We start from the raw sequence: 23,167 nt of genomic DNA, 5'->3' as shown, positions 1-23,167 counted from the left end.
GACGCGAGGACCGGGGCGCGGTTCTGCGGAACACCATGATCGTTGGGGTGGGCTCGGGTCAAGCGTGCCGTGACTTACCGATCACATGCAGAGAGGCGGATCGGTCCGCGGCGGGCCCGGCTCCCTGGCGGCTGCCAGGCGCGGGAGCGTGTTGCCCGTACGCCCGGCCCCACCGTCATCACCGTCCTGCACGTGTCGACACAACCACGACAGGAACCGGCCACCACGGAGCGCCCACACACCAACCCCTGATCACAGGTAAATACGCGCCCTCCAGGCCGGCCGGGATCCCGTCCAGCCCGCTGATCCGCGGCGTCGGCGGCTGCGCCCCGCCTGACGCGGATTGTCGGTGCCGCCCGGTAGCCTCGGACGTGCATCGCACATTTGTAGATATGACATCTCGCGATTTCGGATCTCGGCGGGCCGGGGCCAGGGCGACCAGGCCGGCCGGGATCCTCGGGACTCCCGTCCAGCCCACTGGCGGGCTCGTCCCCGGAAGGTCGCCGCGTGCGGCCCGGGGCCGACTCGTGGGTGGGGCGCTCCGCCCCGCTCGTGACCGTGACAGCGAAAAGCCGAGGCTCACCCGATGTTGACCATGCAGGACGCGTTGCTGGCGCTGACCCGCTACTGGACCGACCGGGGCTGCATGATCATGCAGCCGTTCAACACCGAGGTCGGCGCCGGTACGCTCAACCCGGCCACGGTGCTGCGGGTGCTCGGTCCGGAGCCGTGGCACGTGGCCTACGTGGAGCCCTCGGTCCGCCCCGACGACTCCCGCTACGGCCAGAACCCCAACCGCCTGCAGACGCACACCCAGTTCCAGGTGATCCTCAAGCCCGACCCGGGCAACGCCCAGGAGCTCTACCTCGGCAGCCTGGCCGCGATCGGGGTCGACACCGCCGCCCACGACGTCCGCTTCGTCGAGGACAACTGGGCCTCACCCGCGCTCGGCGCCTGGGGGCTCGGCTGGGAGGTGTGGCTCGACGGCCTGGAGATCACCCAGTTCACCTACTTCCAGCAGGCCGGCGGCCAGAGCCTCGACACCACCAGCGTCGAGATCACCTACGGCATGGAACGCATCCTCATGGCGCTGCAGGGGGTCCGCCACTTCAGCGAGCTCGCCTACGCCCCGGGCATCTCCTACGGCGAGGTGTTCGGCCAGGCCGAGTACGAGATGTCGCGGTACTACCTCGACGACGCCGACATCGACACCGTGCGCCGCCTCTACGCCGACTACGCCGCCGAGGCCCGCCGGCTCGTCGACGCCCGCCTGCCGGTCCCGGCGCACTCCTACGTGCTGAAGTGCTCGCACGCGTTCAACATCCTCGACTCGCGCGGAGCCGTGTCGACCACCGAGCGGGCGACCTCCTTCGCTCAGATGCGCGGGCTGTCCCGCGAGGTCGCCGCCCTGTGGCGGGACCGCCGCGAGGAGCTCGGCCACCCGCTCGGCGTGGCCACCCCGCCGCCGCCCGCAGTGCCGGCCGCCGTGCCCATCCCGGTGCGCGAGCCGGCGACCCTGCTGTTCGAGATCGGTGTGGAGGAGCTGCCCGCGGCCGAGGTGACCCGCACGGTGGCGGCGGTGCGCGCCGGCCTGCTCGACCGGCTGGCCGCCACCCGCCTCACCCACGGCGACGTGCGCGTGCAGGGCACCCCGCGCCGGATCGTGGCGATCGTCGACGACGTCGCCCCGCGCGAGCCGGACGTCGAGCGGGTGGTGCGCGGCCCGCGGGTCTCCGCCGCCTACGACGCCGCCGGCGCACCGACGAAGGCCGCGGTCGGTTTCGCCCGCGGCCAGGGCGCGGACGCGGCGGATCTGCAGACTGTCACCCACCGCGACGTCGAGCACGTCGCGGTGGTCCGCACCGAGGCCGGCCGCGACGCCACCGACGTGCTGGCCGAGGTCCTCGGCGAGCTCGTCGCCGGGCTGCGCGCGGAGCGCAACATGCGCTGGAACGATCCGGTGCTGTCCTTCAGTCGCCCGGTGCGCTGGCTCGTCGCCCTGCTCGGCGAGGTGGTGGTGCCGGTCGCGGTGTCCTCCCTCGCCGCCGGCCGGACCACCCTGGGCCACCGGCGGGCCGGCTCACCGCCGATCGAGGTGGCCACCGCCCGTGGCTACCCGGAGCTGCTCGCCGCCCGCTCGATCCTGCTCGACCCGGCGGTGCGCCGCGACCTCATCGTCGAGGCGGCCGCCAAGCTCACCGCGGACACCGGCGGCCACATCGATCCCGTGGCCGACGCCGACACCCTCGCCGAGGTGACGAACCTCGTCGAGTTCCCGCGGCCGCTGCTGGGCTCCTTCGAGGCCCGCTTCCTGGAGCTGCCCGCGGAGATCCTCACCACCGTCATGCGCAAGCACCAGCGGTATCTGCCCGTGCGCGACGCCGCGGGTCGGCTGTTGCCGGCCTTCGTCGCCGTCGCCGACGGCAACGTCGACGACGCGCTGGTGCGCGCCGGCAACGAGGACGTCATCCGCGCCCGGTTCACCGACGCCGCGTTCTTCTACGACGCCGACGTCAAGGTGCCGTTGGAGACCTTCCGCGCCGGGCTTGCGAAGCTCACCTTCGAGCAGCGGCTCGGCTCGGTCGCCGACCGGGCGGACCGGATCGGCGCGCTGGCCGGCGCGCTCGGCGACGAGATCGGCCTCGGTGCCGACGACCGGGCGGCGTTGGAGCGCGCGGCCGCGCTTGCCAAGTTCGACCTGGCCACCCAGATGGTGATCGAGCTGTCCAGCCTCGCCGGCACGATGGCCCGGGAGTACGCCCGCCGGGCCGGCGAGCCCGAGGCCGTCGCCACCGCGCTCTACGAGATGGAGCTGCCGCGGCGGGCCGGCGACGACCTGCCCGCCACCGTCCCCGGGGCGCTGCTCGCCCTCGCTGACCGGCTCGACCTGCTCGTCGGGCTGTTCGCCCTGGACGCCGCGCCGACGGGCAGCTCCGACCCGTTCGGGTTGCGCCGGGCGGCGCTTGGCGCGGCCGCGATCCTCGGCAGCCGGCCCGAGCTCGCCGGCCTCGACATCGCCGACGTCCTCACCCGGGCGGCCCGGCTCACTCCGGTGCCGGTGTCCACCCAGGCGCTCGCCGCGGCCGAGGCGTTCGTCCGCGGTCGCTACACCCAGCAGCTGCTCGACGGCGGCATCGACCACCGCCTGGTCGGCGCGGTAGCCCCGCTCACCGGCACGCCGGCACGCGCGGCGACCACCCTCGCGACGCTGCGCAGGCTGCTCGGAGAGCCCACCGGGGCGGTGTCGGCCGGCGCCGGCGAGCCGACCGTGGCGGCGGCGGGCGACCCGGCCGGGTTCGCCGCCTTGGCGGCGGCGCTGCAGCGGGTCCGCCGCATTGTTCCGGCCGACACCCCCGCCACCGCAGACGCCGAGCGGCTCGTCGAGCCGGCCGCCGCACGGCTTCAGTCCGTGGTCACCGCGCTGGCGGAGCGCCTTGGCGCGCCGGCAGGGTCGCCCGCTCGCTCGGCAGCCGTGCCGCTCGGCGAGTTGGTCGCCGCGGCGGGGGAGTTGCCGGCCGCGATCGACGGGTTCTTCGACGCGCTGATGGTGATGGACCCGGATCCGGCGGTCCGCGCGGCCCGGCTCGGCCTGCTCGCCCGGATCCGGGATCTCACGGCGGGAACCCTGGACTGGGAGGCACTCGGCTCGCTGCCCACCACCGGTCACTGACGCCGCCTCCGGGCCACCGTCCGGTCACCCGCGAAAGAACCAGAACGAACGTGCACATAGGCCGCGCTGCGTCGGATAGCCCCGGGCGAGGGCTACTGTTCCATCGCGTGGGTCTGTCCCGTCCTAGCCTCGCCGTCCATCCCTTCCGCGCGACCTGGTATCAGGTTCCCTGGTGGCGGTGGGCGGTCCGGGCTGTGGTCGCGGTCGTGGTCGCCATCGTTGTTCTGACCGTGGTGACGTTCGGTCAGGTGTGGTGGGTGGGCCGGGAGGATCACCGGCCCACCTCCGACACCCTGGTCGTCCTCGGAGCCTCGCAGTACAACGGGCGCCCTTCGGCGATCTTCGCCGCCCGCCTGGACCATGCGCTGGAGCTCTACCGGCAGGGCATCGCACCGAACGTGATCACCATCGGTGGCAAGCAGCCCGGCGACCGCTACACCGAGGCCGAGGCCGGCGCTGCGTACCTGCGCCGCCGCGGCGTCCCCGCGAATCGGGTGATCGTCATCCCGGAGGGCTCGGACACCCTCGGTTCGCTGACGGCCGTCGCCGGCGTCATGAACACCCGGCACTGGCGGTCGACGGTCCTGGTCACCGATCCCTGGCACAGCCTGCGATCCCGGACGATGGCACGCGACCTCGGGCTGGACGCGGCCACGTCGCCGGTCACCCGAGGCCCGGCGGTCCACGGCGTCGACACGAAGGTCCGCTACATCATTCGCGAGGGCATCGGCTACCGCTGGTACCAGCTCTTCCACCGGGCATCGCCACCCTCGGCGACCACGCGGGCGGTCTGAGCCCTGCTTCCGGCGCCGGCGTTTCCCCCGGCGGGCGTTTCCCGGCGCGGATGGGCCTGCCGCCGGCACTGACCGGCTCGGCACCTTCCGGCGTGGTAGGCGCGGGCCACCCGCCGGGGCTGCGTGCCGCCAGGTGGCGGTGGGCAGCGGTGGGGCGGCCGAGGGCCGCGGGACGGCCAGAGGGCGATATCGGGTGATTTTTCGATGTGACCTACCCGCGGCGCGTTCGGCCCTCTTCGGTGGTCACCCGCGCTGGTACGGTTCGGATCGCCGGGTGAAAGGGTAGTGCGACAAGCGGCAGTGACGCAAGGCGGCGGAGACGGCCACCCGACGCGTGCGACACCACTCCGGAGATTACCTTCCGTGGGTGTAACGACTTCCGAAGGAGACTGGCGTGGCAACTCCCGTATCCGAGAGTGCGGTCGGGACGGCCGATCTGGAGACAGTCCGGGAATTCGCGCAGCAGCTGCGGGTCGACTCGGTGCGTAGCAGCACCTCGGCCGGTTCCGGACATCCGACCTCGTCGATGTCCGCTGCGGACGTGCTGGCCGCCCTCGTCGCCCGGCACCTGCGCTACGACTGGGACAACCCCGAGGACCCGGCGAACGACCACCTCATCTTCTCGAAGGGGCACGCCTCCCCGCTGATCTACTCGATCTTCAAGGCGGTCGGCGTCGTCAGTGACGCCGAGCTCATCAACGGCTACCGCCGTTTCGGTGAGCGGCTGCAGGGCCACCCCACCCCGATCCTGCCCTGGGTCGACGTCGCCACCGGTTCGCTCGGGCAGGGCCTGCCCGACGGCGTGGGGGTGGCGCTCGCCGGCAAGTACCTGGACAAGGTGCCCTACCGCGTCTGGGTGATCTGCGGCGACAGCGAGATGGCGGAGGGGTCGATCTGGGAGGCGCTGGACAAGGCGTCCTACTACAACCTGTCGAACCTCATTGCGATCGTCGACGTCAACCGGCTCGGCCAGCGCGGCCCGACCGAGCTCGGCTGGGATCTCGACACCTACGCCAGGCGGGTCGAGTCGTTCGGTGCCCGCGCGGTCGTCGTCGACGGCCATGACATCGCCGCGATCGACGAGGCGCTCGCCGGCGCCGAGGACGCGACCCGGCCGACCGTCATCCTCGCCCGCACCCACAAGGGTGCCGGCTTCTCGGAGACCGCCGACAAGGAGGGCTGGCACGGCAAGCCCTTCCCGCCCGACATGGCCGAGCGCGCCATCGCCGAGCTCGGCGGCGAGCGCAACCTGCGCATCCGCGGCCCGGTGCCGGGGCCGGACTTCCCGCGCCCGGAGCCCTTCAGCCGCCCGGCGATCACCCTGCCCAGCTACGAGCTCGGCGCCAAGGTCGCGACGCGGCGGGCCTACGGGCAGGCGCTGGCCGCCCTCGGGGCGCGCACCGATGTCGTCGCCCTCGACGCCGAGGTGAGCAACTCGACGTACTCCGAGGACTTCGGCAAGGCGTACCCGGACCGGTTCTTCGAGATCTTCATCGCCGAGCAGCAGCTCGTCGCGGCGGCGGTCGGCCTGTCGGTGCGCGGCTACGTGCCGTTCGCCTCCACCTTCGCCGCCTTCTTCTCCCGCGCCTACGACTTCATCCGGATGGCGGCGATCTCCCAGGCCGACATCCGGCTGTCCGGCAGCCACGCCGGGGTGGAGATCGGCGCGGACGGCCCGTCGCAGATGGCGCTGGAGGACCTGGCGATGATGCGGGCCGTCGGCGGGTCGACGGTGCTCTACCCGAGCGACGCGACGTCCGCCGCCAAGCTCGTTGAGATCATGGCCGACCTGTCCGGGGTGAGTTACCTGCGCACCACACGTGGTGCCTACCCGGTGCTCTACGGTCCGGATGAGCCGTTCGCCCCCGGCGGCTCCAAGGTGCTGCGCCGTTCGGACGGCGACACCGTCACGCTCATCGGTGCCGGCGTCACCCTGCACCAGGCCCTGGCCGCGGCCGACACGCTCGCTGCGGAGGGGATCGCTGCCCGGGTGGTCGACCTTTACTCGGTCAAGCCGGTCGACGCCGCGACCCTGCTCGACGCCGCCCGGGCCACCGGCGGGCGCATCGTCGTCGCCGAGGATCACTACCCGGAGGGCGGCCTGGCCAGCGCCGTGCTCGGGGCGCTGGACGACAGCGGGCTGCCGCTGTCCGTTCGTCACCTCGCGGTGCGTTCCCTGCCCGGTTCCGGCACACCCGAGGAGCTGCTCGACGCCGCCGGCATCTCGGCGAAGCACATCGTCGAGGCGGCTCGCGACCTGCTGCGCTGACCGGCCTCCCGGCACCGCGCGCGGTGCCGGACCGGGAGATGGTGCGTAGACGGCAGCGGGGCCGGAAGGACGTCGTCCTCCGGCCCCGCTGTCTGTCGTGATGCCCGTGGCCGCGTTGCCGGAGCCTGGCGCCGTCACACGCCCGGCTGGTCCCGACGGCGCGACCACCCCCGCGTCGTCCCCCGCGGGTTGGATCGGCGTGCCGCCGGCGTCTAGTCGTCGCCGGCGGGGGAGGGCGCCCCACCGAAGGTCATGTCGACCAGGGTGAGGTAGAGCCGGTCAGGCCGGGGCAGAAACTGGATTTTGGACAGGGCCTGGTCCTGCCCGGCGGACTCGACCACGAACTCGCCGTAGCCGAGCAGTCGCCCCAACGGATCCCGGTTGTAGGTCAGATCCGTGATCTTGGACAGCGGCATCGTCTGGACTTTACGGAAGAAGATCCCCGAAACTTTCAGCAGCCGCTTGTCGGTGATCATCAGATGATCGAACTGCCAGTCGGCGACCTTCCAGAGCATCCGCAAGATCATGAAGAGCGCGAAGTACCACAACAGTGTGGTGATGAAGCCCGCGTCGACGTCCTGCGCGGCGAACAGGACGCTCGCCGCCAGGGCGAGGAGCACCGCACCCAGGGTCTGGAGGAGGACGGGAAGCAGGACGGCCCAGTGCAGCCGCACCATCATGACCAGACGTTCCTGCGACGCCAGGTACTTGGTGTCGCGCTGGGCCGGATCCGGGAGCTGAAGTCTCACCACGCCCGTAGTGTCCCAGACATCAGGGCCGCCTGGGCTGGCATTACAGGGCGGTGTCGCTGACGAACGTGGACACCCCGTCGGCCCATGACTGCAGCCAGCCGAACACACGGTCGATGATACTGGCGGCGCTGTTTGGTGCGGTCACCACGAAAAAGATGACGAACGCGATCGCGCCATACTTAATGATCTTGTCCACGGCGGGCCTCCGGGCCGATTGGTGAAGGGTGCGGACAAAGTATCGTCGCTGCGATCGGCCGAGGTCCCCGAATCGCGCCGATACGCTCAACCTCGTGGTCGGTGAGTGGTATGACGCTTCGGATACGGTCCGTCGGGTCTCGGAACGCCCGAAGGCTACACCTGTGCCACGGGCCCCGTTCGTACGGGACCGGGCTCGGGTGCTGCACTCCAGCGCGCTGCGCCGGCTGGCGGGAAAGACGCAGGTCGTAGGCCCGCTCGACGATGATTTCCCGCGTACTCGGCTCACCCATTCGCTCGAGACCGCCCAGGTGGGGCGGGAACTCGCGGCGGAGCTGGGAGCCGATGCGGACCTCGTCGATGCGGCGTGTCTCGCACACGACCTCGGACATCCCCCTTTCGGGCACAACGGCGAGCTGGCGCTGGACGAGGCGGCGGCAGCCTGCGGCGGGTTCGAGGGCAACGCACAGAGCCTGCGGGAGCTGACGAGACTGGAAGTCAAGATCGTTGACGAGGAGGGGCGTAGCGCGGGGCTGAACCTGACGCGGGCAAGCCTGGACGCCGCGACCAAGTACCCCTGGGCGCGCCGGGACGCCCCGCCAGAGCACACGGGGAAGTTCGGCGCCTACGACGACGACCTGCCCGTGCTGGAGTGGGTGCGCGCGGGTGCACCGCCGGGGCGGCGGTGCTTCGAGACCCAGATCATGGACTGGGCCGACGACGTCGCCTACTCGGTCCACGATCTCGAGGACGGGGTGGTGGGCGGGCACATCGAGCTCGCCGCGCTCGACGACCCGGGACACCGCGAGGAGCTGGCCGCCGCCACCGCGCGGCGCTACGGCGTCTCGGCGGCGGCGGTGTCGGCGGCTCTGGACATGCTGCGTGCCCAGCCCTGGTGGATCCGCTCGGAGATCACTTCGGCCCGCGGCCAGGCGGCGCTGCGGGCGATGACGAGCGAGCTGATCGCCCGGTTCTCCCGCGCGGCGGCGCGTTCCACCCGGGAACGCCATCCCACCGGGCCGCTGCGGCGCTACGGCGCGGACCTGACGGTGGATCCCGCCACGATGGCCGAGTGCGCCGCTCTCAAGGGGGTCACCGCGTGGTACGTCATGGAGCGGCCGGGCGCGCGGACCCGGCAGGCCCGGCAGCGGGAGGTCGTCGCCGAACTGGTGGAACTGTTGCTGCGCGGCGCGCCGCGGTCACTGGACTCGTCGTTGCGCGCCTGTTTCGAGGCGGCACCGGACGACGCCGCCCGCCTGCGGGTGGTCGTCGACCAGGTGGCCCGCCTGACGGATGCGAGTGCCGAGCGGCGTCACGCCGCGCTGAGCGGACGGCCGGTGCATCGTGTGCTCTGAGCCCGCACGCCGGTCGGCGACAGCTTGTGGCGGGTGCGGGCGTCGTCGTCCCGGCTGGCGCGTGCCGCGGGGTGGCCCCGGGTCCCTCCGATGGGTGATCGTCGCTCCCCCGGCCGGGGGAGCGACGCCGTCCCCGCAGGGGGCAGGGGTGCATCCCCCGCCGTGGGGAGGGCCGCCGCGGCCGGCCGCGGGGCTGATCTTCCGCGCAGGTATGCAGGTGGCGGCCATTGTCCTCAACATTCACGTGGCATGATCGGTACTGTCGTGCGTACGACACGTACCATCGCACCGGTAGGACCGATGTGAGCGGCGCCGCGTCCGCCGTCACCGCCGACACTGGCCGGGGGTCCGGCGCCGGCGCCGTGGCGGTCGGTTCCGCGGCGATGGGATGGCGCACTACTGGCGGGCGTTCTGCCCCGGGCGAGGTACCTCTCGCCCGACACGGACGAGGGGAGGGACGGGTGGCCGGACGAATCCGTGACGCCGACGTCGCCCTGGTCCGGGAGCGCTCGCCGATCGCGGACGTCGTCTCCGAACACGTCCAGCTTCGCCCGGCAGGGCGCAACGAGCTGGTCGGGCTCTGCCCGTTCCACGAGGAGAAGTCGCCCTCCTTCTACGTCAACGTGGCCACCGGCCTGTTCCACTGCTTCGGCTGCCAGCAGGGCGGCGACGTCTACTCCTTCGTCCGCGAGATCGACGGGCTGAGCTTCCGGGAGGCCGCCGAGCGGCTGGCCCGCCGCGCCGGGGTCACGCTGACCTTCGAGGGCGGTGGCACCACCGACCGGACCGTGTCCAGCCAGCGCCAGCGGTTGCTGGAGGCGCACCGGATCGCGGCCGAGTTCTACGCCGAGCAACTCGGCGGCCATCCCTCGGCCCGGGCCGGCTGGGACTTCCTCACCGCCCGCGGCTTCGACCTCACCGCGGCACAGCGCTTCGGCGTCGGCTACGCCCCGACAGGCTGGGACGCGCTCACCCGCCATCTGCTGTCGCGCCGCTTCACCGGCGAGGAACTCGTGCTCGGGGGGCTGTCCAAACAGGGATCCCGCGGGGGCCTGATCGATCGGTTCCATCACCGGCTCATGTGGCCGATCCGGGACCTCGCCGGTGAGGTGGTCGGCTTCGGCGGGCGCCGCCTCGCCGAGGACGACACCCCGGGCGCCGGTCCCAAGTATCTCAACACGCCCGAGACGCCGCTGTTCAAGAAGGCGAGCCTGCTCTACGGGGCGGAGCTGGCCCGCCGCGACATCGCCCGGCGTTACCAGGTCGTGGTGGTCGAAGGCTACACCGACGTGATGGCCTGCCACCTCGCCGGGGTCACCACCGCCGTGGCGACCTGTGGCACCGCCTTCGGCCCGGAGCACGTCGCCGTCGTGCGCCGGCTGCTCATGGACTCCGACGAGCGCCACGGCGAAGTGATCTTCACCTTCGACGGTGACACCGCCGGTCAGAAGGCGGCCCTGCGGGCCTTCGAGCACGAGGAGCGCTTCGCCACCCAGACCTTCGTCGCGGTGGAACCCGCCGGGCTCGACCCGTGCGAGCTGTGGATGCGCGGTGGGGACGCCGCGGTGCGCGAGCTGATCGCGCGGCGCGTCCCGCTCGTGGAGTTCGCGATCCGTGGGGTTCTCGGCCGCTACAACCTCGACACCACCGAGGGCCGCCTCGCCGCCCTGGACGCCGCCGCGCCGCTGATCAACAGGATCAAGGATGCCGGCCTGCGCCACGGCTACGCGGTGAACCTGGACCGCTGGCTGGGCTTCCTCGACGAGAGGTTCGTGGCGCGCCGGGTCGCCGAGCACCGGGTACAGCAGGCCGGTGGCGGCCACTCCGCGTCCGTCGTGCCGGCCGCGGGCCGTCGGGAGCCCGCCGCAACCGATCCGGTCGTGATCGTGGAGCGCGAGGCGCTCAAACTCGCGGTCCAGTTTCCGGGACTTGTAGGGCCGATGTTCGACACGCTGGCCCCGGAGATGTTCACTGTTCCCGCGCACCGTGCCGTCCGCGAGCTCATAGCGGGTCTGGGCGGGGTGAGTGGGGGGCTGGCGAGGACCGGCGACGTCGCCGCGTGGGCGACGGAGCTGTCCGCGGCGGCGACGGAAGAGGGGCTGCGACGTTCCGTCACCGCCCTCGCCGTGGAAAGGGTGCTCTGCGACCACGATGTGGATGATCGTTATGTCGATGAACAGATGTCACGCGTACAGGAGTTGCATGTGACACGTCGGATCACCGACCTGAAGTCGCGGGTGCAGCGGCTCAACCCGGTGGCCGACGCCGAGGCCTTCAACCGTGCCTACGGTGAGCTGATCGCTTTGGAACAGCACAAGCATCAACTCCGGGAGCGGGGCGTAGGTGCCGCGTAACCTGGGTCGATCCCGAGAAGGAAGTGACGAGATTCCGCCCATGAGTCCTACGGTCCTACCCCGCGAAGCCCAGGTGGACGAGGTCAAGGACCTCATCACCCGGGGCAAGGAGATCGGTTTCCTCACCACCGAGGACGTCACGGTCGCCATCCAGGCGGCGGAGCTGCCCCCGGAGCAGGCCGAGACGGTGCTGCAGGTGCTCAACGACGAGGGCATCGAGGTCCTTGAAGCGGGGGGTGAGAACCCCGACGAGGCGGACCTGCTCGCCCGCCGCCGCCGCGAGGAGGAGGAGCTCGCCCTCAAGGCACCGACCTCCGACCCGGTACGCATGTACCTCAAGGAGATCGGCAAGGTCCCGCTGCTCACCGCCGAGGAGGAGGTCGACCTCGCCAAGCGGATCGAGGCGGGCCTGTTCGCCTCCGAGAAGCTCGCGGTGGCGACGAAGAAGACCTCCCCGCAGATGCGGCGGGATCTCGAGGCCATCGAGCGCGACGGGCAGATCGCCAAGCGCAAGCTGGTCGAGGCGAACCTGCGCCTCGTGGTCTCGATCGCCAAGCGCTACGTCGGTCGCGGCATGCTGTTCCTGGATCTCATCCAGGAGGGCAACCTCGGCCTGATCCGCGCGGTCGAGAAGTTCGACTACACCAAGGGCTACAAGTTCTCGACCTACGCCACCTGGTGGATCCGGCAGGCGATCACCCGCGCCATCGCCGACCAGGCGCGCACGATCCGCATCCCGGTGCACATGGTCGAGACCATCAACAAGCTGATCCGCATCCAGCGGCAGCTCCTGCAGGACCTCGGCCGCGAGCCGAGCCCGGAGGAGATCGCCAAGGAGATGGATCTCACCCCGGACAAGGTCCGGGAGATTCTCAAGGTCTCCCAGGAGCCGGTCTCGCTGGAGACGCCCATCGGTGAGGAGGAGGACTCCCACCTCGGCGACTTCATCGAGGACTGCGACGCCGTCGTCCCGGTCGACGCGGCCAGCTTCATCCTCCTTCAGGAGCAGCTCGACTCGGTCCTGCACACGCTCTCCGACCGGGAGAAGAAGGTCATCCAGCTGCGCTTCGGGCTCACCGACGGCCATCCGCGCACGCTGGAGGAGGTCGGGCGCGAGTTCGGTGTCACCCGCGAGCGCATCCGGCAGATCGAGTCCAAGACGCTGTCGAAGCTTCGTCACCCGTCTCGCTCGCAGAAGCTCCGCGACTACCTGGAGTAGAACTACCAGGGTCGCCACTCCGATCATTGACCGTGAGTGGCGACAACATTACTCTTGGCTAGTATCGGTGTCCTGATCTTCGGTGGCTGCTGTCCATCGATGCTCGTCGGCCCGGTGCTCGGCGGCACACTCGGTGCCGTCCGTCCGGCCGAGAGGATGGCGAGCATGGCTGGCAGGGGATCCACCGTGGCACGCCGGCCACGCCTGCTGACGGGATTCGCCGTGGCGGCGGCCGGTGCGCAGAACTTCCTCGGCGCTCGATGGGTGCCGGCGGTGCTGGCCATGACCCCGGCCCGGCGACGCCCGGAGGTCGCGTTGCGCCTGCTGGCATGGAGCCCGCACTACTTTCAGCCCGACGAGCATGACCGCCATGCCGCAGCCGAGCGCATCCGGCGCACCCGGCAGGTACTCGCCGACGAGGTGCTCGGCCGCTACCTGCAGATGGACGACGATGTCCTCGACGTCGGCTGCGGCCCCGGCTATCTGGCTGCGGCCGTGGCACCACGAGTCCATTCGGTGACCGCGGTTGACGTCTCCCGCGGGGCGCTGGCCTGCGCGCGGGTACTGAACCCGGCGCCGAACGTGGACTACGCCACCGTCGACGAGTTCATCCGTGGCGGCCATGACGTTGACGTCGTCTACTCCGTTGCCGTCGTCCAACACCTCACCGACGAGGCGTTCGCCCATGCGCTGCGCGGCTGGCACGCCGCGCTGCGTCCCGGGGGCCGGCTGCTGGTGCATGTCGTCGTCGACGACCCGCGCTGGCCGAGCGAGGCGCAGTGGCGCGCCGAGCGCGGACCGACAGACAGGCTGAAGTTCCGGCTCGCGCTGAACTGCTTCGGACGCAGCGCTGACCAGGTGCGCCGGCTCGTGACGGCAGCCGGGTTCGGTGATCTGGATCTTGTGCCGATGGCGTCGCTCGTCGACGTCGACGTCGACGACGATGTGGCCGATCAGCACCTGGTGGTCGCCCGCCGCCTGGACGTGGCCGCGGCCGCCACGGCGACCCCGTTGCGCGGGCTTGTGGTGCCCACCCAGGCGACGCCGGTCGACCCGTTCGATCTGGAGCGGGTCGTCCCGGCCTCGGCGGACACCGACCCGACCCGCTGAGCGGCGGTAGCGCCGCCGCGGCGGGCGCGGCGGGCGATCGCGTCCGCCGCGCTCAGCTCGCGGCGCCCTCGCCGAGGATCTTCATGATGCTCCCGAGTGGGAGGGCGCGCCGGAGCGCGCCTTGCCGCGCGGGGCGTCCATCGGCTGGTCCGGGACCTCCGCCCCGCCGCTGGCCGGGTGGGGACGCCCGGTCAGGGCGGTGAACACTCCCCGGGTGTAGTCGTCCGGCCGGGTGGCTGCCGCCGCCCACTCGGCCGCACGCCGGCCGATACGAGCCAGGCGCGCCCGGTCGGCGAGCATGGCGCGCAGCACGTCGGCGAGTGCCTCGGCTGACTCGTCGACGGGGGTGGCGCCGGTGACGCCGTCCTGGTAGGCGTCGTGACTGCCGCCGGAGGCCGGGCCGACCACCGCGCACCCGGCGAGCTGAGCCTCCAACAGCACGATGCCGTAGCCTTCGCCGCTGGCCGCCGGACCGCGTGGCCGAGTGCGGGTGCACAGGGCGAACAGGTCGGCGGTGGCGTAGTGCCGGGCGAGCTCCTCGTCGGTCGGGGATTCGTCCAGCTCGGTGTCGGGTTGCGCGGACACCAGCTCGTGCAGCGCACCCGGGGCCGGACCCTGCCCGGCCAGCACGAGCCGGACGGGGCCCAGGGTCTCCCGGACGGAGCGCACCGCCTCCAGCAGGACCGCCGCGCCCTTGCCCGCCCAGTCGCCGAGCCGGAACACGCTGAGCATGGTGGGTACCGGCGGTAGCGGCCGGCGCCGACTCGCCTCGGCGAGCAGCATCGCCCGCCAGGCCGGCGAGATGCCCGGCGGCAGGATGGGCGCGAGGCCCACGGTGGACAGCGCACCCGCGCTGTAGGAGCTGATCGTGACCGGATGCAGCAGGGGATCGGCCCGCAGGATCGCCCGGTCGGTGGCGCGCATGCTCCAGATGTCGGTGCCGTAGAACAGGACCGGGCCGAAGCGGGCCCGCGTCAGCCGCAGCGCGGCGGCGGCGACCGGGATGAGGTTGGCATGGCCGGCGACGACGCTGTCGGCGGGGCCGAAGCGCCGGGCGGTGTCGAGCGCGCGCAGGGTGAAGCGGGCTCGGGCGGCGGCGGTGAGCTCGCCCCCCGGCTCCAACATGTCGATCCGCAGCAGGTCCGCCCCGCCGGCCCGCAGCGTCTCCTCGACGGTGGTGAGGTAGCGCTCGATGCCGCCGCCGAGCCCGCGCGAGACGGTCAGCAGCAGCACGCGTGTGGGCTGGTCGGGTGCGGGCGCAGGGGAGGGGGCAAGGAATCGACGAGGAAGCGGCACGGAAGGTGATGCTAATCTCTCGCCAAGTGTTGGTTCCGTGTTGGGTGGCGTGTCATGGGCACGTTGAGACATTAACCATGCACTTTCAGTGGCATGCGCGCGGAGCGGAGAGGGTGTCGGGTGCTGCCTCGACCACCCGTCGCCGGCGGGACCGCCGATTCTTCCGACGCAGCGCCGGCGCCTCCGCGGCGATCCAGCTCGCCGCGGCGAGCAGCACCGTCACAGGCTCCTGCGCGGCCGACACGGAGCCGACGGTGGTCCTGGCGCAATGTCGACGATTATGCGTCACACTAGCGTCACTCTATGTAAAAATATGGCCTTGTTTCCGGGGTTGAGGACACGTGCCGTGCCGGCGGCGAAAGGAGTCGTACATGGAACTCGATCTGCGGTATCGCAATGGCGGCAATCCCGACCTGCTCGATCTGATCGACATCCGGCCCGGGCGGGCGCTCGACTGCGGCTGCGGGGCGGGGGACAACGCCCGGCTGCTGCGGGCCCGGGGCTGGCGCGTCACCGGTGTGACGATCGACCCCTCCGAGGGCGCGGCCGCGGGAGTGGAGTGCGAACATGTCGAACTCGCCGACCTCAACGACGGGCTGTCCTTCGCACCGGACGGCAGCTACCAGCTCGTCCTGCTCTCCCACATCCTGGAACACCTGGCCGAGCCCGCGCCGCTGCTGGCGGAGGCCCGCCGGGTCGTCGGCCCAGCCGGGCGCGTCCTGGTGGCGCTGCCCAACGTGCTGCACTATCGGCAGCGCGCGCAGTTCCTGCTCGGGCGCTTCGAGTACACCGAGACCGGGCTCATGGACTCCACCCACCTGCGCTTCTACACGGTGGACTCGGCGCGACGCCTGCTGGCGGACAACGGTCTGCGCCTTGTCGCCGACTCGACGACCGGTGGCCTGCCGTGGTGGCGAAGCCGCGAGGTGCTGCCGCGTGGGCTGACGCGCGGCGCGGATCGCCGGGTGCTCGCCCGGTGGCCGAACATGTTCGCGTGGCAGGCGCTGTTCCTCGCCGCACCCGCGGTCGTGCCGGCGCAGCTCCCGGGGTCGTCCCGGCCACCGGCGGGCATCCGGTGGGTCAGCGCCGAGGCCGGGGCCGGCTCGCGGACACCGCCCCGGCGCCCGCGAGAGCGGGACGGGCGAGCCACGTAGGCCACCGGATGCCCGCGGTCGGGTGCGGGCGGGGAAGGTACGGTCCGGCTACCGCCATGCCGTCCAGCGGACCGCGCGCGGCTCGTCAGCCCTCGGGTCGCCGGGGGGAGGCAGGGGACCGAGGCCGTCGAGCAGGCCGTGGCGGACCAGTGCCGACGTTTCGAGTCCGCGCCCGCGCAGCAGGTCCAGCACCACGCTGCGGGGCAGGACGACGGCCGCGGTGGTGGCCGCGATCAGCACCGTGCGCAGCCGCCAGCCGCGGATGCGGGTGAACCACAGCCGGTTGCGCACGATGTAGTAGGCGTTGCCGCGGCGGGGGATCGTGGTACTGCCGGTGTGCCAGGCCCGCAGCGGGCTGAGCACGACGCTCCACCCTGCATCCCGGACCCGGTAGCAGAAGTCGACGTCCTCGAAGCCGAGGAAGTAGCGGCCGTCGAACGGGACCCGCCGCAGGCATTCGGCCTTGATGAACATCACCGCGCCGGTGACCCAGTCGGCCTCGCAGGGCCGGTCGTCGGGGGGTCGTCGGGCCCGCGGCGCGACGAGGACCGGGCTCAGCCTCGCGGAACCCGACTGCAGGCCGTCGCTGTTGATCAGGGTGGGGGCGACGACCCCGATGTTGGTGCCGGCCAGCAGGTCCAGACACGCTCGGATCGTCACCTCGTCGATCCGGATGTCGTTGTTGACCAGCAGGTAGGCGCCCCCCGCCGGATAGTCCTGACTGGCGAGCGCGAAGGCGCCGCCGAAGCCGAGGTTGCGCGGCGGCAGGATCCACGCCACGGAGGTCGCCAGCTCCGTCGGCCGGGTCGAACCATCATTGGCCACGACGGTGACCTGGGCGATCGACGGGCTCGCATCCAGGCGCTCCGCGAGTTCGACGGTGGGCTGGTGTGGGCCCCAGTGGACGATGACCGCCACGGTCTTCATCGGGCCCCCTGCCTCGGTCGAGCGGAGCGTGAATCCTGGCGGTTGCGCGATGACACCACCGATTGGGTGCCGAGAGTAACAGATCTATGCCACGCTGTGAGGCAGGGTGGAGGTGTCGGCCCGCCGGGGGTGCGATCGCCGACCGCGCCATATGATTACTAGAAGTAGCTGAGTGATGTCATAGAGTGATGACGTGGCTGGTGCATCCTCGGTCCCGGCGGCCGAAGACGAGCAGGGAACCGCGTCGAGCGGCCCGGTGACGGGCGGGATACCCGGACCCGGTCGGCCCCCCGATCCGGGGGTCGACGCGCCCACGCTGCTCGTCGGGAACCCGTCGTCGATCGGTGAGCCCGCTCCCGGCGGCGGGCGGCGACGGCTACTTGCCGGCCGGCTGGCCCGTGGGCTCGGTGAGCTACTGATCACCGCCGGGATAGTCGTCGCGCTGTTCCTCACCTACCAGCTGTGGGTCACCGACCTGTTCGCCGCGCGGACCCAGGACCGCCTGCACCATCAGCTCGACCAGGCCTGGCAGCGGCCGCCGGCACCGCCGGCGCCGCGGGCACCCGCCGGGCAGCAGGCTCGGCCGGCTCCGCCGCCGCCGGTCGACCTCGGTGACGGGCTGGCGATCCTGCGGGTGCCGCGGTTTGGCCGGGACTATTCCCCGGTCGTCGTGGAGGGTGTCGCCGCTGCCGATCTGCGCCGCGGACCAGGCCATATTCCGGGCACGGCCATGCCCGGTCAGCTCGGCAACTTCGTCGTTTCGGGGCATCGAACGACGTATGGAAAGCCGTTTAGTCGTCTTGATGAATTGAAGGTTGGCGATCCCCTCGTCGTCGAGGTGCGGGACCGCTACTACACCTACCGAGTCACCGGTTCCGAGGTCGTGACGCCAAACCGGGTGGATGTCACCTATCCGGTCCCCAAGCGGCCAGGAGTGGTGCCGACCAAGGACCTGATCACCTTGACCACCTGTCATCCGAAGTTTTCGGCGAGCCATCGGCTCATCGTGTACGGCGAGTTGGTCGACACCACCGCGAAGTCCGCCGGGGTGCCCCCGGCGCTCAGGGGGGAGTGAGCGATGTACGCGTGGCTCTACCGTCACCTGCCCGGCTCGCCCCGACTCCGGCTGACCCTCGCAACCGTTGCTGTGCTTGCGGTTGTCGCCTTGTTGATGTTTGTGGTCTTTCCCGCGGTAGAGACTGTGTTGCCGAATGGTCGAGTTACTTTGGGTGACTGATCGGGTGGGTCTGCCGGCAGTCCGCTCCTCCATCGCCGGACCAGCAGATTAACCGAAATGGGCACGGTGTGGTCCTACCGGTAACGGAGTGGAATTCGGTGACGCCTTCGGCGGTGATTAGGTCGAGCTCCTCCGCGAGAGCGGGTCGGACGAGACCGGACGGCTGAGCCGATGCCGCCGGAAAGTCGGGCATCGGATACCCTGCGAACTGGGCCACGTTACGCTCGGATAGCGCGGGGATGGGCGTGGCCGACCGTCGGTCGGGCCGGCGGCGCAAGGGCATTGCGGGATCGGCTTCGGGGGAATTCGATGAAATGGCCGGATCGGATACGGCGTGGTTCGGCGCTTCGCCCCGGTGGTGAGGCGTCTGAACCCGGCGGTTGCGGATCGTCACGCCGCCCGCCGGATGGAGCGGCACCCGGCGTCGGTGGCATCGCCCGACCGGCGGTGGTCGTTCTCCTCCTGCTGAGCGTGCTCCTGCTGAGCGTGCTGGCGCTCGCGGTCGGGTTCGTGCGCCCGCCGGGATTACCCGGCTCCGCCAGCAGTGCGGGGGGCCGCGCCGGCGCGGTCGTGATCTCCCTCGCGGCGGTCACGGCGATCGCCGTGACCGCCGCGGTCCTCATCCCCGCGGCGCGGCCGGGGATCGCTCGCGAGCCCGCCGGCACCGGGTGGGCCCCGTGGCGGGCTCGGCGGCGGCGCTGGGCCGGCGACGAACTGACCGGGCTCGCCGACCGCCGGCACTTCCTCGACGCTGTTGGCCGGAGCCTGGGCGGCGGCCATCGGGTGCGCGCCATGACGCCGGTCGCGGTCCTGCTCCTCGACCTCGACCGGATGCGCGACGTCAACGGTGCCCTCGGCCACGATCAGGGCGACCGCCTGCTCGTCACGGTGGGCCGGCGCCTGCTCGCCGCCCTGCCCGGCTCGACCCTGCTCGCGCGGGTCGACGGTGACGCCTTCGCGGTGCTGCTGCGTGGCGGCGGCGTCGAGTCCGCCGAGCGGCTCGCGACCGTCCTGCGGGAGGCCCTCGATCCGCCGGTCCTGCTCGCCGGCGCCCCGGTCCGGCCCGACGCGAGCATCGGGATCGCCTGCTCGCCCGAGCACGGCAGGGCGGCGCTGGAGCTGTTCCGCCATGCCGAGGAGGCGATGCACGACGCCAAACGGTCCCGGTGCGGGCAGTCGGTCTACGCCCGCGCGCACCCCCCGATCAACCGCGCGCGGCTGCTGCTGCGCGCCGAGATACGCCAAGCCCTGGACTGCGGCCAGCTCGAGCTGAGCTACCAGCCGAAGGCCGACCTGCGTAGCGGCCGGATCAGCGGGGTCGAGGCGCTCGTCCGCTGGCGCCATCCGGTTGACGGGGTGCGCCCACCCGACGTGTTCCTGGCCGAGCTCGACCGCGCGGGGCTCATGCCGAAACTCACCGTGCACGTCCTCGACCAGGCGCTGGCCGCCTGCGCCGGCTGGCACGCCGGGGGAGCACCGCTCACCGTCTCGGTCAACGTGCCGGCGTCGGTCATCGTCGACCGCGCCTTCCTCGGCGTGGTGCGCGCGGCGCTCGCCCGCCACCGGCTCCCGCCGTCGGCGCTGGTCATCGAGGTCACCGAGGACAGCCTCATCGAAGCCCGGGAGGCGGCCCGACACACGCTCACGGGGCTGCGCAGCCTCGGCGTGCGGGTCAGCCTGGATGACTACGGCACCGGCTTCTGCTCGCTGACCTACCTGCGCGAACTGCCGGCGGACGAGGTGAAGTTGGATCGTACGTTCCTGCGCGATCTTGACCGCGACCCCGCGGCGGTGGAGATCGTGCGTTCCACGGTCTCGCTCGCCCACGCGCTGCGGCTGCGCATCGTCGCCGAGGGGGTGGAGACCCAGCGGTCCTGGCAGGCGCTGGCGGACTGGCAGTGCGACGAGGTGCAGGGCTACTTCGTCGCCGGGCCGATGGCGGGCGACCGGGTCGTCGGCTGGCTGCGCGAGTGGGCTGCCAGGCTCACCGTCCCCCCCGGTTGCGGGACGGCGGCGGCCGGCGTCCTGGTCGGCGCGGGCATTGCGCCGGGTGCTGCCGCGGCCGCCATCCCGGCGTTGGCCGCGCCACCGTCGGCCACCGCTCCGGTGCTGCGCCCGGGTCAGTGGCCGCCCGGCCCGCGCGGCACCCCGGCGCCCGCCGCGGCCTGGCGGACGGCCGGCTACCGGGTGCAGACCGACCTCGCGGCCTCCTGAGGCGTCCGCTCAGGAGCCTGGTCCCTGCTGGGACGCCCGCCGCCGGGACGCCCGCCGCAGGCACGCCCGTGGCAGGCACGCCCGCCGGGGACCGCTCCGGTTCGACCGTGCTCAGCCCGACCCCCACGTACCGCCGGTTGCGGTCGCGTTCCCGCAGCCGGCTGACGGTCTTGCGGGCGACGGCCCGGGCCCCGAACTCGCGGGTGTAGGCGACCAGCGCCCGGGAGCTGCCTGGCCGCACGAAGTACTGGCCGTCCACCGGTACCCGGGTGATCCAGAGGGACGGCCGGACGCGGACCTGCCCGGCCGTCGGGGTCTCGTCGAGGAAGCCGTCGACCCGGCGGTCCGCGAGGAGGATCCTCATCGCGCCGTCGGCGCCCGTACGGCCGGCTCGGCCCGGCATGCTTCGGCGAGCAGCGCCAGCGGACCCGACAGCGCCTCGTCGATCATGCGGGCGCAGGCCTCGAACGCATCCCGACCGCCTTCGAGGGGATCGGCCAGGTCGTCGAGCGAGGCTGGCACGACGCGGCCGGCGGCACGGACGCGCCAGGCGGCCGCGGTCAGGTACTCCCCGGCCATCCGTGGCTCACCCGGCGGAAGGTCCGCCAGGCGCACCCCGGAGGTCAGCCGACCGAACTCGCGCAGGGTGAAGGTCCGGCGCAGGGCGCGTGGCGCGAGGGCGACCACGGCCGAGCGGTGTCCCCGGGTCGCGCCCAGGACCAGGTCGCTGGCGCCGACCAACTCCGCGGTCAGCGGCCGGGTGCGAAACGCCCCGGGCTCCACGCCCCGCGCCCGCAGCAGTGCCGCGGCATGCGGATGCATCGGCTCGGCCGGCCTGGCACGCACCCCGGCGCTGTGGAACACGGGCGCCGCGTCGGCCGCGGCGCGGAAACGGGCCGCCGCGAGGTGCTCGGCCAGCGGCGAGCGGCAGAGATTGCCGGTGCAGACCAGCAGCACCGTCCACGGCCGATGCCGGTCGCCCGCCTCGCCGGACACGACCGGCCGGGCGGCGTACACCGGCCAGCCGGTGCCGCTCATGCCGGTTGGGGCGTGCTGCCCCGGCGCCAGTACACGCCGGTCCAGTCCACCGGGTTGATCGGCTCGGACACGCCGTGGGCGGTCCGGTAGTCGTCCACGGCCGCCCGGCAACCGGGCACCGCCCCGTAGTCGTCGATGATGCAGTAGCCGCCGGGGGACAGCTTCGGGTACAGCGCACCGAGCGCGTCGATGGTGCTCTCGTACATGTCGCCGTCCAGGCGCAGCACGGCCAGGCGTTCGATCGGCGCGCCGGGCAGCGTGTCGCGGAACCATCCCGGCAGGAAGCGGACCTGGTCGTCGAGCAGGCCGTAGCGCCGAAAGTTCTCCTGTACCTGGTTGACGGAGACGGCGAGGGCGGAGTGCTCGTGGTGGCGGTCGCCGGCGTCGGCGGCGTAACGCGGGTCGGGCACCGGCAGCCCGGCGAACGAGTCGGCGACCCACACCGTGCGGTCGCTGACTCCGTAGGCCGCCAGTACCCCGCGCATCAGGATGCAGGCCCCGCCCCGCCAGACGCCGGTCTCGATGAGGTCACCGGGGACGCGGTCGCGGATCACCTGCTCGGCGCACTCCTGAAGGTTGCGCATCCGGCGTTCGCCGGTCATCGTGTGCGCGAGTCTCGGCCAGTCCCGACCGTCGCCGCGGGCGTCGGGTGAGGTTCTCTTCACGATCTCCACTCCCTGGCGCTCGGCGGCCCGGGCCAGGATGCGCCGGGCACCGCCGCGCGCCTCCCACACGCTGCCGTCCTCGCCGTCCCACAGCGAGAAGGTCAGGGTGGACCGGAGGAGGTCGAGGTACCGCACCGTGGTTTCGGGCAGGTCCTCGCGGGTGACGGTCGGGGCCGTGGTCATCGTCGCTCCTGAAGGGGGGAGGGATCGCCGGTGGGGTCGGTTGCGGTGCCTGGTGTGGGAATCGGGGGATGCGCGCGACTCGCGAGGTCGGCCGGGCCGGTGCGGGCGAGCAGGCGGGTGCAGGCGAGGTAGAGCGCGGCGGCGGCGCTGTAGGCGGCGCAGGGGACGGCGGCCACCCCGGCAGCCCCCCGTGGCGCAGCGCGACAACCAGTCCCAGCACGGTCGCCAGCGCAACCGGTCCCTGCACGGCGAGCCGCCTGGTGGCGCGCACGCGGGCCGCGCGGTGGCCGAGCAGCTCGCTGTCGCCCATCATGAGCGTGCCGATGCCGCGCCGGCGGGCCCAGGCGAGTGCCGCGAGCGAGCCGACGTGCCGGTAGCCGTGGACCAGCACGCAGTCGGGCCGTAGCCGGTCGAGCGCCGCCCAGACCCGTCCCGCCGCCAGCGCATCTCGGCCCCGAAGCCCCGATCGACGTAGCGGTCGAGGCCGGCCCGGGACAGGAACAGCACAACGGCGGTGACGGCTGCCGGCCGGGAGGTGGACGTCATGAGCGCGCTGCGCCTCCTGGGGGCCGCCGATCCGGGACGACCGGCTGGCTGCGGGGCCGCCTGGAACGCCAGTCTTCACGATAGGTATTGGTTAAGCAACGCACTGTAGATATGTGTTGCGGAACCGGTCTCTCGCCCGACTCGGGCGGTCGGCCGGTGGGTGGTGGGCGGTTGCGGCCGGTGTGAGGT

Annotated in this window: 18 protein-coding genes; 11 read left to right on the top strand and 7 right to left on the bottom strand. The window is 72.2% G+C overall.

Translation table 11 applies throughout. From position 1 onward, the window contains the following. Positions 1-586 precede the first annotated feature (586 nt). The 3 genes from NBZ85_RS08150 (at position 587) to NBZ85_RS08140 (ending at position 6,733) form a co-directional block, all read left to right on the top strand. Entirely contained in the window at positions 587-3,670 is a 3,084-nt protein-coding gene (locus NBZ85_RS08150) for a glycine--tRNA ligase (protein ID WP_261555584.1), read from the top strand. Between the two features lie 107 nt (positions 3,671-3,777). Then, on the top strand, positions 3,778-4,464 hold the full coding sequence (locus NBZ85_RS08145) for a YdcF family protein (RefSeq protein WP_261555583.1): 687 nt from the start codon (positions 3,778-3,780) through the stop codon (positions 4,462-4,464). Positions 4,465-4,858: 394 nt separating this feature from the next. Further along, positions 4,859-6,733 carry a transketolase gene (locus NBZ85_RS08140; RefSeq protein WP_261561742.1) on the top strand — a complete coding sequence of 625 codons (1,875 nt, stop codon included), beginning with the start codon at positions 4,859-4,861 and terminating at the stop codon, positions 6,731-6,733. Positions 6,734-6,945: 212 nt separating this feature from the next. Here the strand turns inward: NBZ85_RS08140 and NBZ85_RS08135 are convergent, their stop codons facing one another. Both NBZ85_RS08135 and NBZ85_RS08130 read right to left on the bottom strand, forming a co-directional pair. Then, positions 6,946-7,485 carry a PH domain-containing protein gene (locus NBZ85_RS08135; protein ID WP_261555581.1) on the bottom strand — a complete coding sequence of 180 codons (540 nt, stop codon included), beginning with the start codon at positions 7,483-7,485 and terminating at the stop codon, positions 6,946-6,948. A gap of 40 nt (positions 7,486-7,525) precedes the next feature. Next, complete coding sequence (locus tag NBZ85_RS08130; RefSeq protein ID WP_261555580.1) at positions 7,526-7,681, bottom strand: hypothetical protein; 156 nt, start codon at positions 7,679-7,681, stop codon at positions 7,526-7,528. Between the two features lie 94 nt (positions 7,682-7,775). On the opposite strand from NBZ85_RS08130, the gene NBZ85_RS08125 reads away from it, so the two are divergent. From NBZ85_RS08125 to NBZ85_RS08110, 4 genes are all read left to right on the top strand, one after another. After that, on the top strand, positions 7,776-9,035 hold the full coding sequence (locus tag NBZ85_RS08125; RefSeq protein WP_261555579.1) for a deoxyguanosinetriphosphate triphosphohydrolase: 1,260 nt from the start codon (positions 7,776-7,778) through the stop codon (positions 9,033-9,035). 461 nt (positions 9,036-9,496) lie between these two features. Next, on the top strand, positions 9,497-11,389 hold the full coding sequence (gene dnaG / locus NBZ85_RS08120) for a DNA primase (RefSeq protein ID WP_261555578.1): 1,893 nt from the start codon (positions 9,497-9,499) through the stop codon (positions 11,387-11,389). Between the two features lie 40 nt (positions 11,390-11,429). Beyond that, positions 11,430-12,608: an RNA polymerase sigma factor gene (locus NBZ85_RS08115; RefSeq protein ID WP_009739720.1), complete on the top strand. Its 1,179-nt coding sequence runs from the start codon at positions 11,430-11,432 to the stop codon at positions 12,606-12,608. 165 nt (positions 12,609-12,773) lie between these two features. Next, complete coding sequence (locus NBZ85_RS08110) at positions 12,774-13,718, top strand: class I SAM-dependent methyltransferase (protein ID WP_261561741.1); 945 nt, start codon at positions 12,774-12,776, stop codon at positions 13,716-13,718. 81 nt (positions 13,719-13,799) lie between these two features. Here the strand turns inward: NBZ85_RS08110 and NBZ85_RS08105 are convergent, their stop codons facing one another. Further along, positions 13,800-15,014 (bottom strand): glycosyltransferase family 4 protein, encoded by a 1,215-nt coding sequence (locus NBZ85_RS08105; RefSeq protein WP_261555576.1) that lies wholly within the window; start codon positions 15,012-15,014, stop codon positions 13,800-13,802. Between the two features lie 371 nt (positions 15,015-15,385). Between NBZ85_RS08105 and NBZ85_RS08100 the strand changes: the two genes are divergently transcribed. Beyond that, positions 15,386-16,168 carry a class I SAM-dependent methyltransferase gene (locus NBZ85_RS08100; RefSeq protein ID WP_261555575.1) on the top strand — a complete coding sequence of 261 codons (783 nt, stop codon included), beginning with the start codon at positions 15,386-15,388 and terminating at the stop codon, positions 16,166-16,168. A gap of 48 nt (positions 16,169-16,216) precedes the next feature. On the opposite strand, the gene NBZ85_RS08095 is transcribed toward NBZ85_RS08100, so the two are convergent. After that, on the bottom strand, positions 16,217-17,095 hold the full coding sequence (locus tag NBZ85_RS08095) for a glycosyltransferase family protein (protein ID WP_261555574.1): 879 nt from the start codon (positions 17,093-17,095) through the stop codon (positions 16,217-16,219). A gap of 193 nt (positions 17,096-17,288) precedes the next feature. Between NBZ85_RS08095 and NBZ85_RS08090 the strand changes: the two genes are divergently transcribed. Both NBZ85_RS08090 and NBZ85_RS08085 read left to right on the top strand, forming a co-directional pair. Further along, a complete protein-coding gene (locus NBZ85_RS08090) occupies positions 17,289-18,170 on the top strand; it encodes a class E sortase (protein ID WP_261555573.1) in 882 nt (293 codons plus the stop codon). Between the two features lie 609 nt (positions 18,171-18,779). After that, a complete protein-coding gene (locus tag NBZ85_RS08085; RefSeq protein ID WP_372517697.1) occupies positions 18,780-20,546 on the top strand; it encodes a putative bifunctional diguanylate cyclase/phosphodiesterase in 1,767 nt (588 codons plus the stop codon). Between the two features lie 360 nt (positions 20,547-20,906). Here NBZ85_RS08085 and NBZ85_RS08080 read toward each other — a convergent pair whose 3' ends face one another. The 3 genes from NBZ85_RS08080 to NBZ85_RS08070 are packed head-to-tail and all read right to left on the bottom strand — an operon-like array spanning position 20,907 to position 22,608. Further along, positions 20,907-21,584 (bottom strand): arsenate reductase/protein-tyrosine-phosphatase family protein, encoded by a 678-nt coding sequence (locus NBZ85_RS08080; RefSeq protein ID WP_261555571.1) that lies wholly within the window; start codon positions 21,582-21,584, stop codon positions 20,907-20,909. Further along, positions 21,581-22,432, bottom strand: a complete 852-nt coding sequence (locus NBZ85_RS08075) for a TylF/MycF family methyltransferase (RefSeq protein WP_261555570.1) — start codon at positions 22,430-22,432, stop codon at positions 21,581-21,583. Before NBZ85_RS08075 ends, NBZ85_RS08080 begins: the two co-directional genes overlap by 4 nt. After that, positions 22,429-22,608: a hypothetical protein gene (locus NBZ85_RS08070; RefSeq protein WP_261555569.1), complete on the bottom strand. Its 180-nt coding sequence runs from the start codon at positions 22,606-22,608 to the stop codon at positions 22,429-22,431. The genes NBZ85_RS08075 and NBZ85_RS08070 overlap by 4 nt, the downstream gene beginning before the upstream one ends. 14 nt (positions 22,609-22,622) lie before the next feature. On the opposite strand from NBZ85_RS08070, the gene NBZ85_RS08065 reads away from it, so the two are divergent. Further along, positions 22,623-22,838, top strand: a complete 216-nt coding sequence (locus NBZ85_RS08065) for a hypothetical protein (RefSeq protein WP_261555568.1) — start codon at positions 22,623-22,625, stop codon at positions 22,836-22,838. Positions 22,839-23,167: the final 329 nt, after the last annotated feature.

Origin of the sequence: Frankia tisae, assembly GCF_025403405.1 — a bacterium.
GTDB classification, from domain to species: Bacteria; Actinomycetota; Actinomycetes; order Frankiales; family Frankiaceae; genus Frankia; species Frankia tisai.
Note: the sequence above shows the minus strand (reverse complement) of the source record. Positions and strands in the feature narration are given on the sequence as shown.

Coding starts and splice junctions, on each gene's coding strand:
- NBZ85_RS08075 (WP_261555570.1), bottom strand. CDS start 22,432: ATGACCACGGCCCCGACCGTCACCCGCGAGGACCTGCCCGAAACCACG.
- NBZ85_RS08095 (WP_261555574.1), bottom strand. CDS start 17,095: ATGAAGACCGTGGCGGTCATCGTCCACTGGGGCCCACACCAGCCCACC.
- NBZ85_RS08080 (WP_261555571.1), bottom strand. CDS start 21,584: ATGAGCGGCACCGGCTGGCCGGTGTACGCCGCCCGGCCGGTCGTGTCC.
- NBZ85_RS08100 (WP_261555575.1), top strand. CDS start 15,386: ATGGAACTCGATCTGCGGTATCGCAATGGCGGCAATCCCGACCTGCTC.
- NBZ85_RS08150 (WP_261555584.1), top strand. CDS start 587: ATGTTGACCATGCAGGACGCGTTGCTGGCGCTGACCCGCTACTGGACC.
- NBZ85_RS08115 (WP_009739720.1), top strand. CDS start 11,430: ATGAGTCCTACGGTCCTACCCCGCGAAGCCCAGGTGGACGAGGTCAAG.
- NBZ85_RS08110 (WP_261561741.1), top strand. CDS start 12,774: ATGGCTGGCAGGGGATCCACCGTGGCACGCCGGCCACGCCTGCTGACG.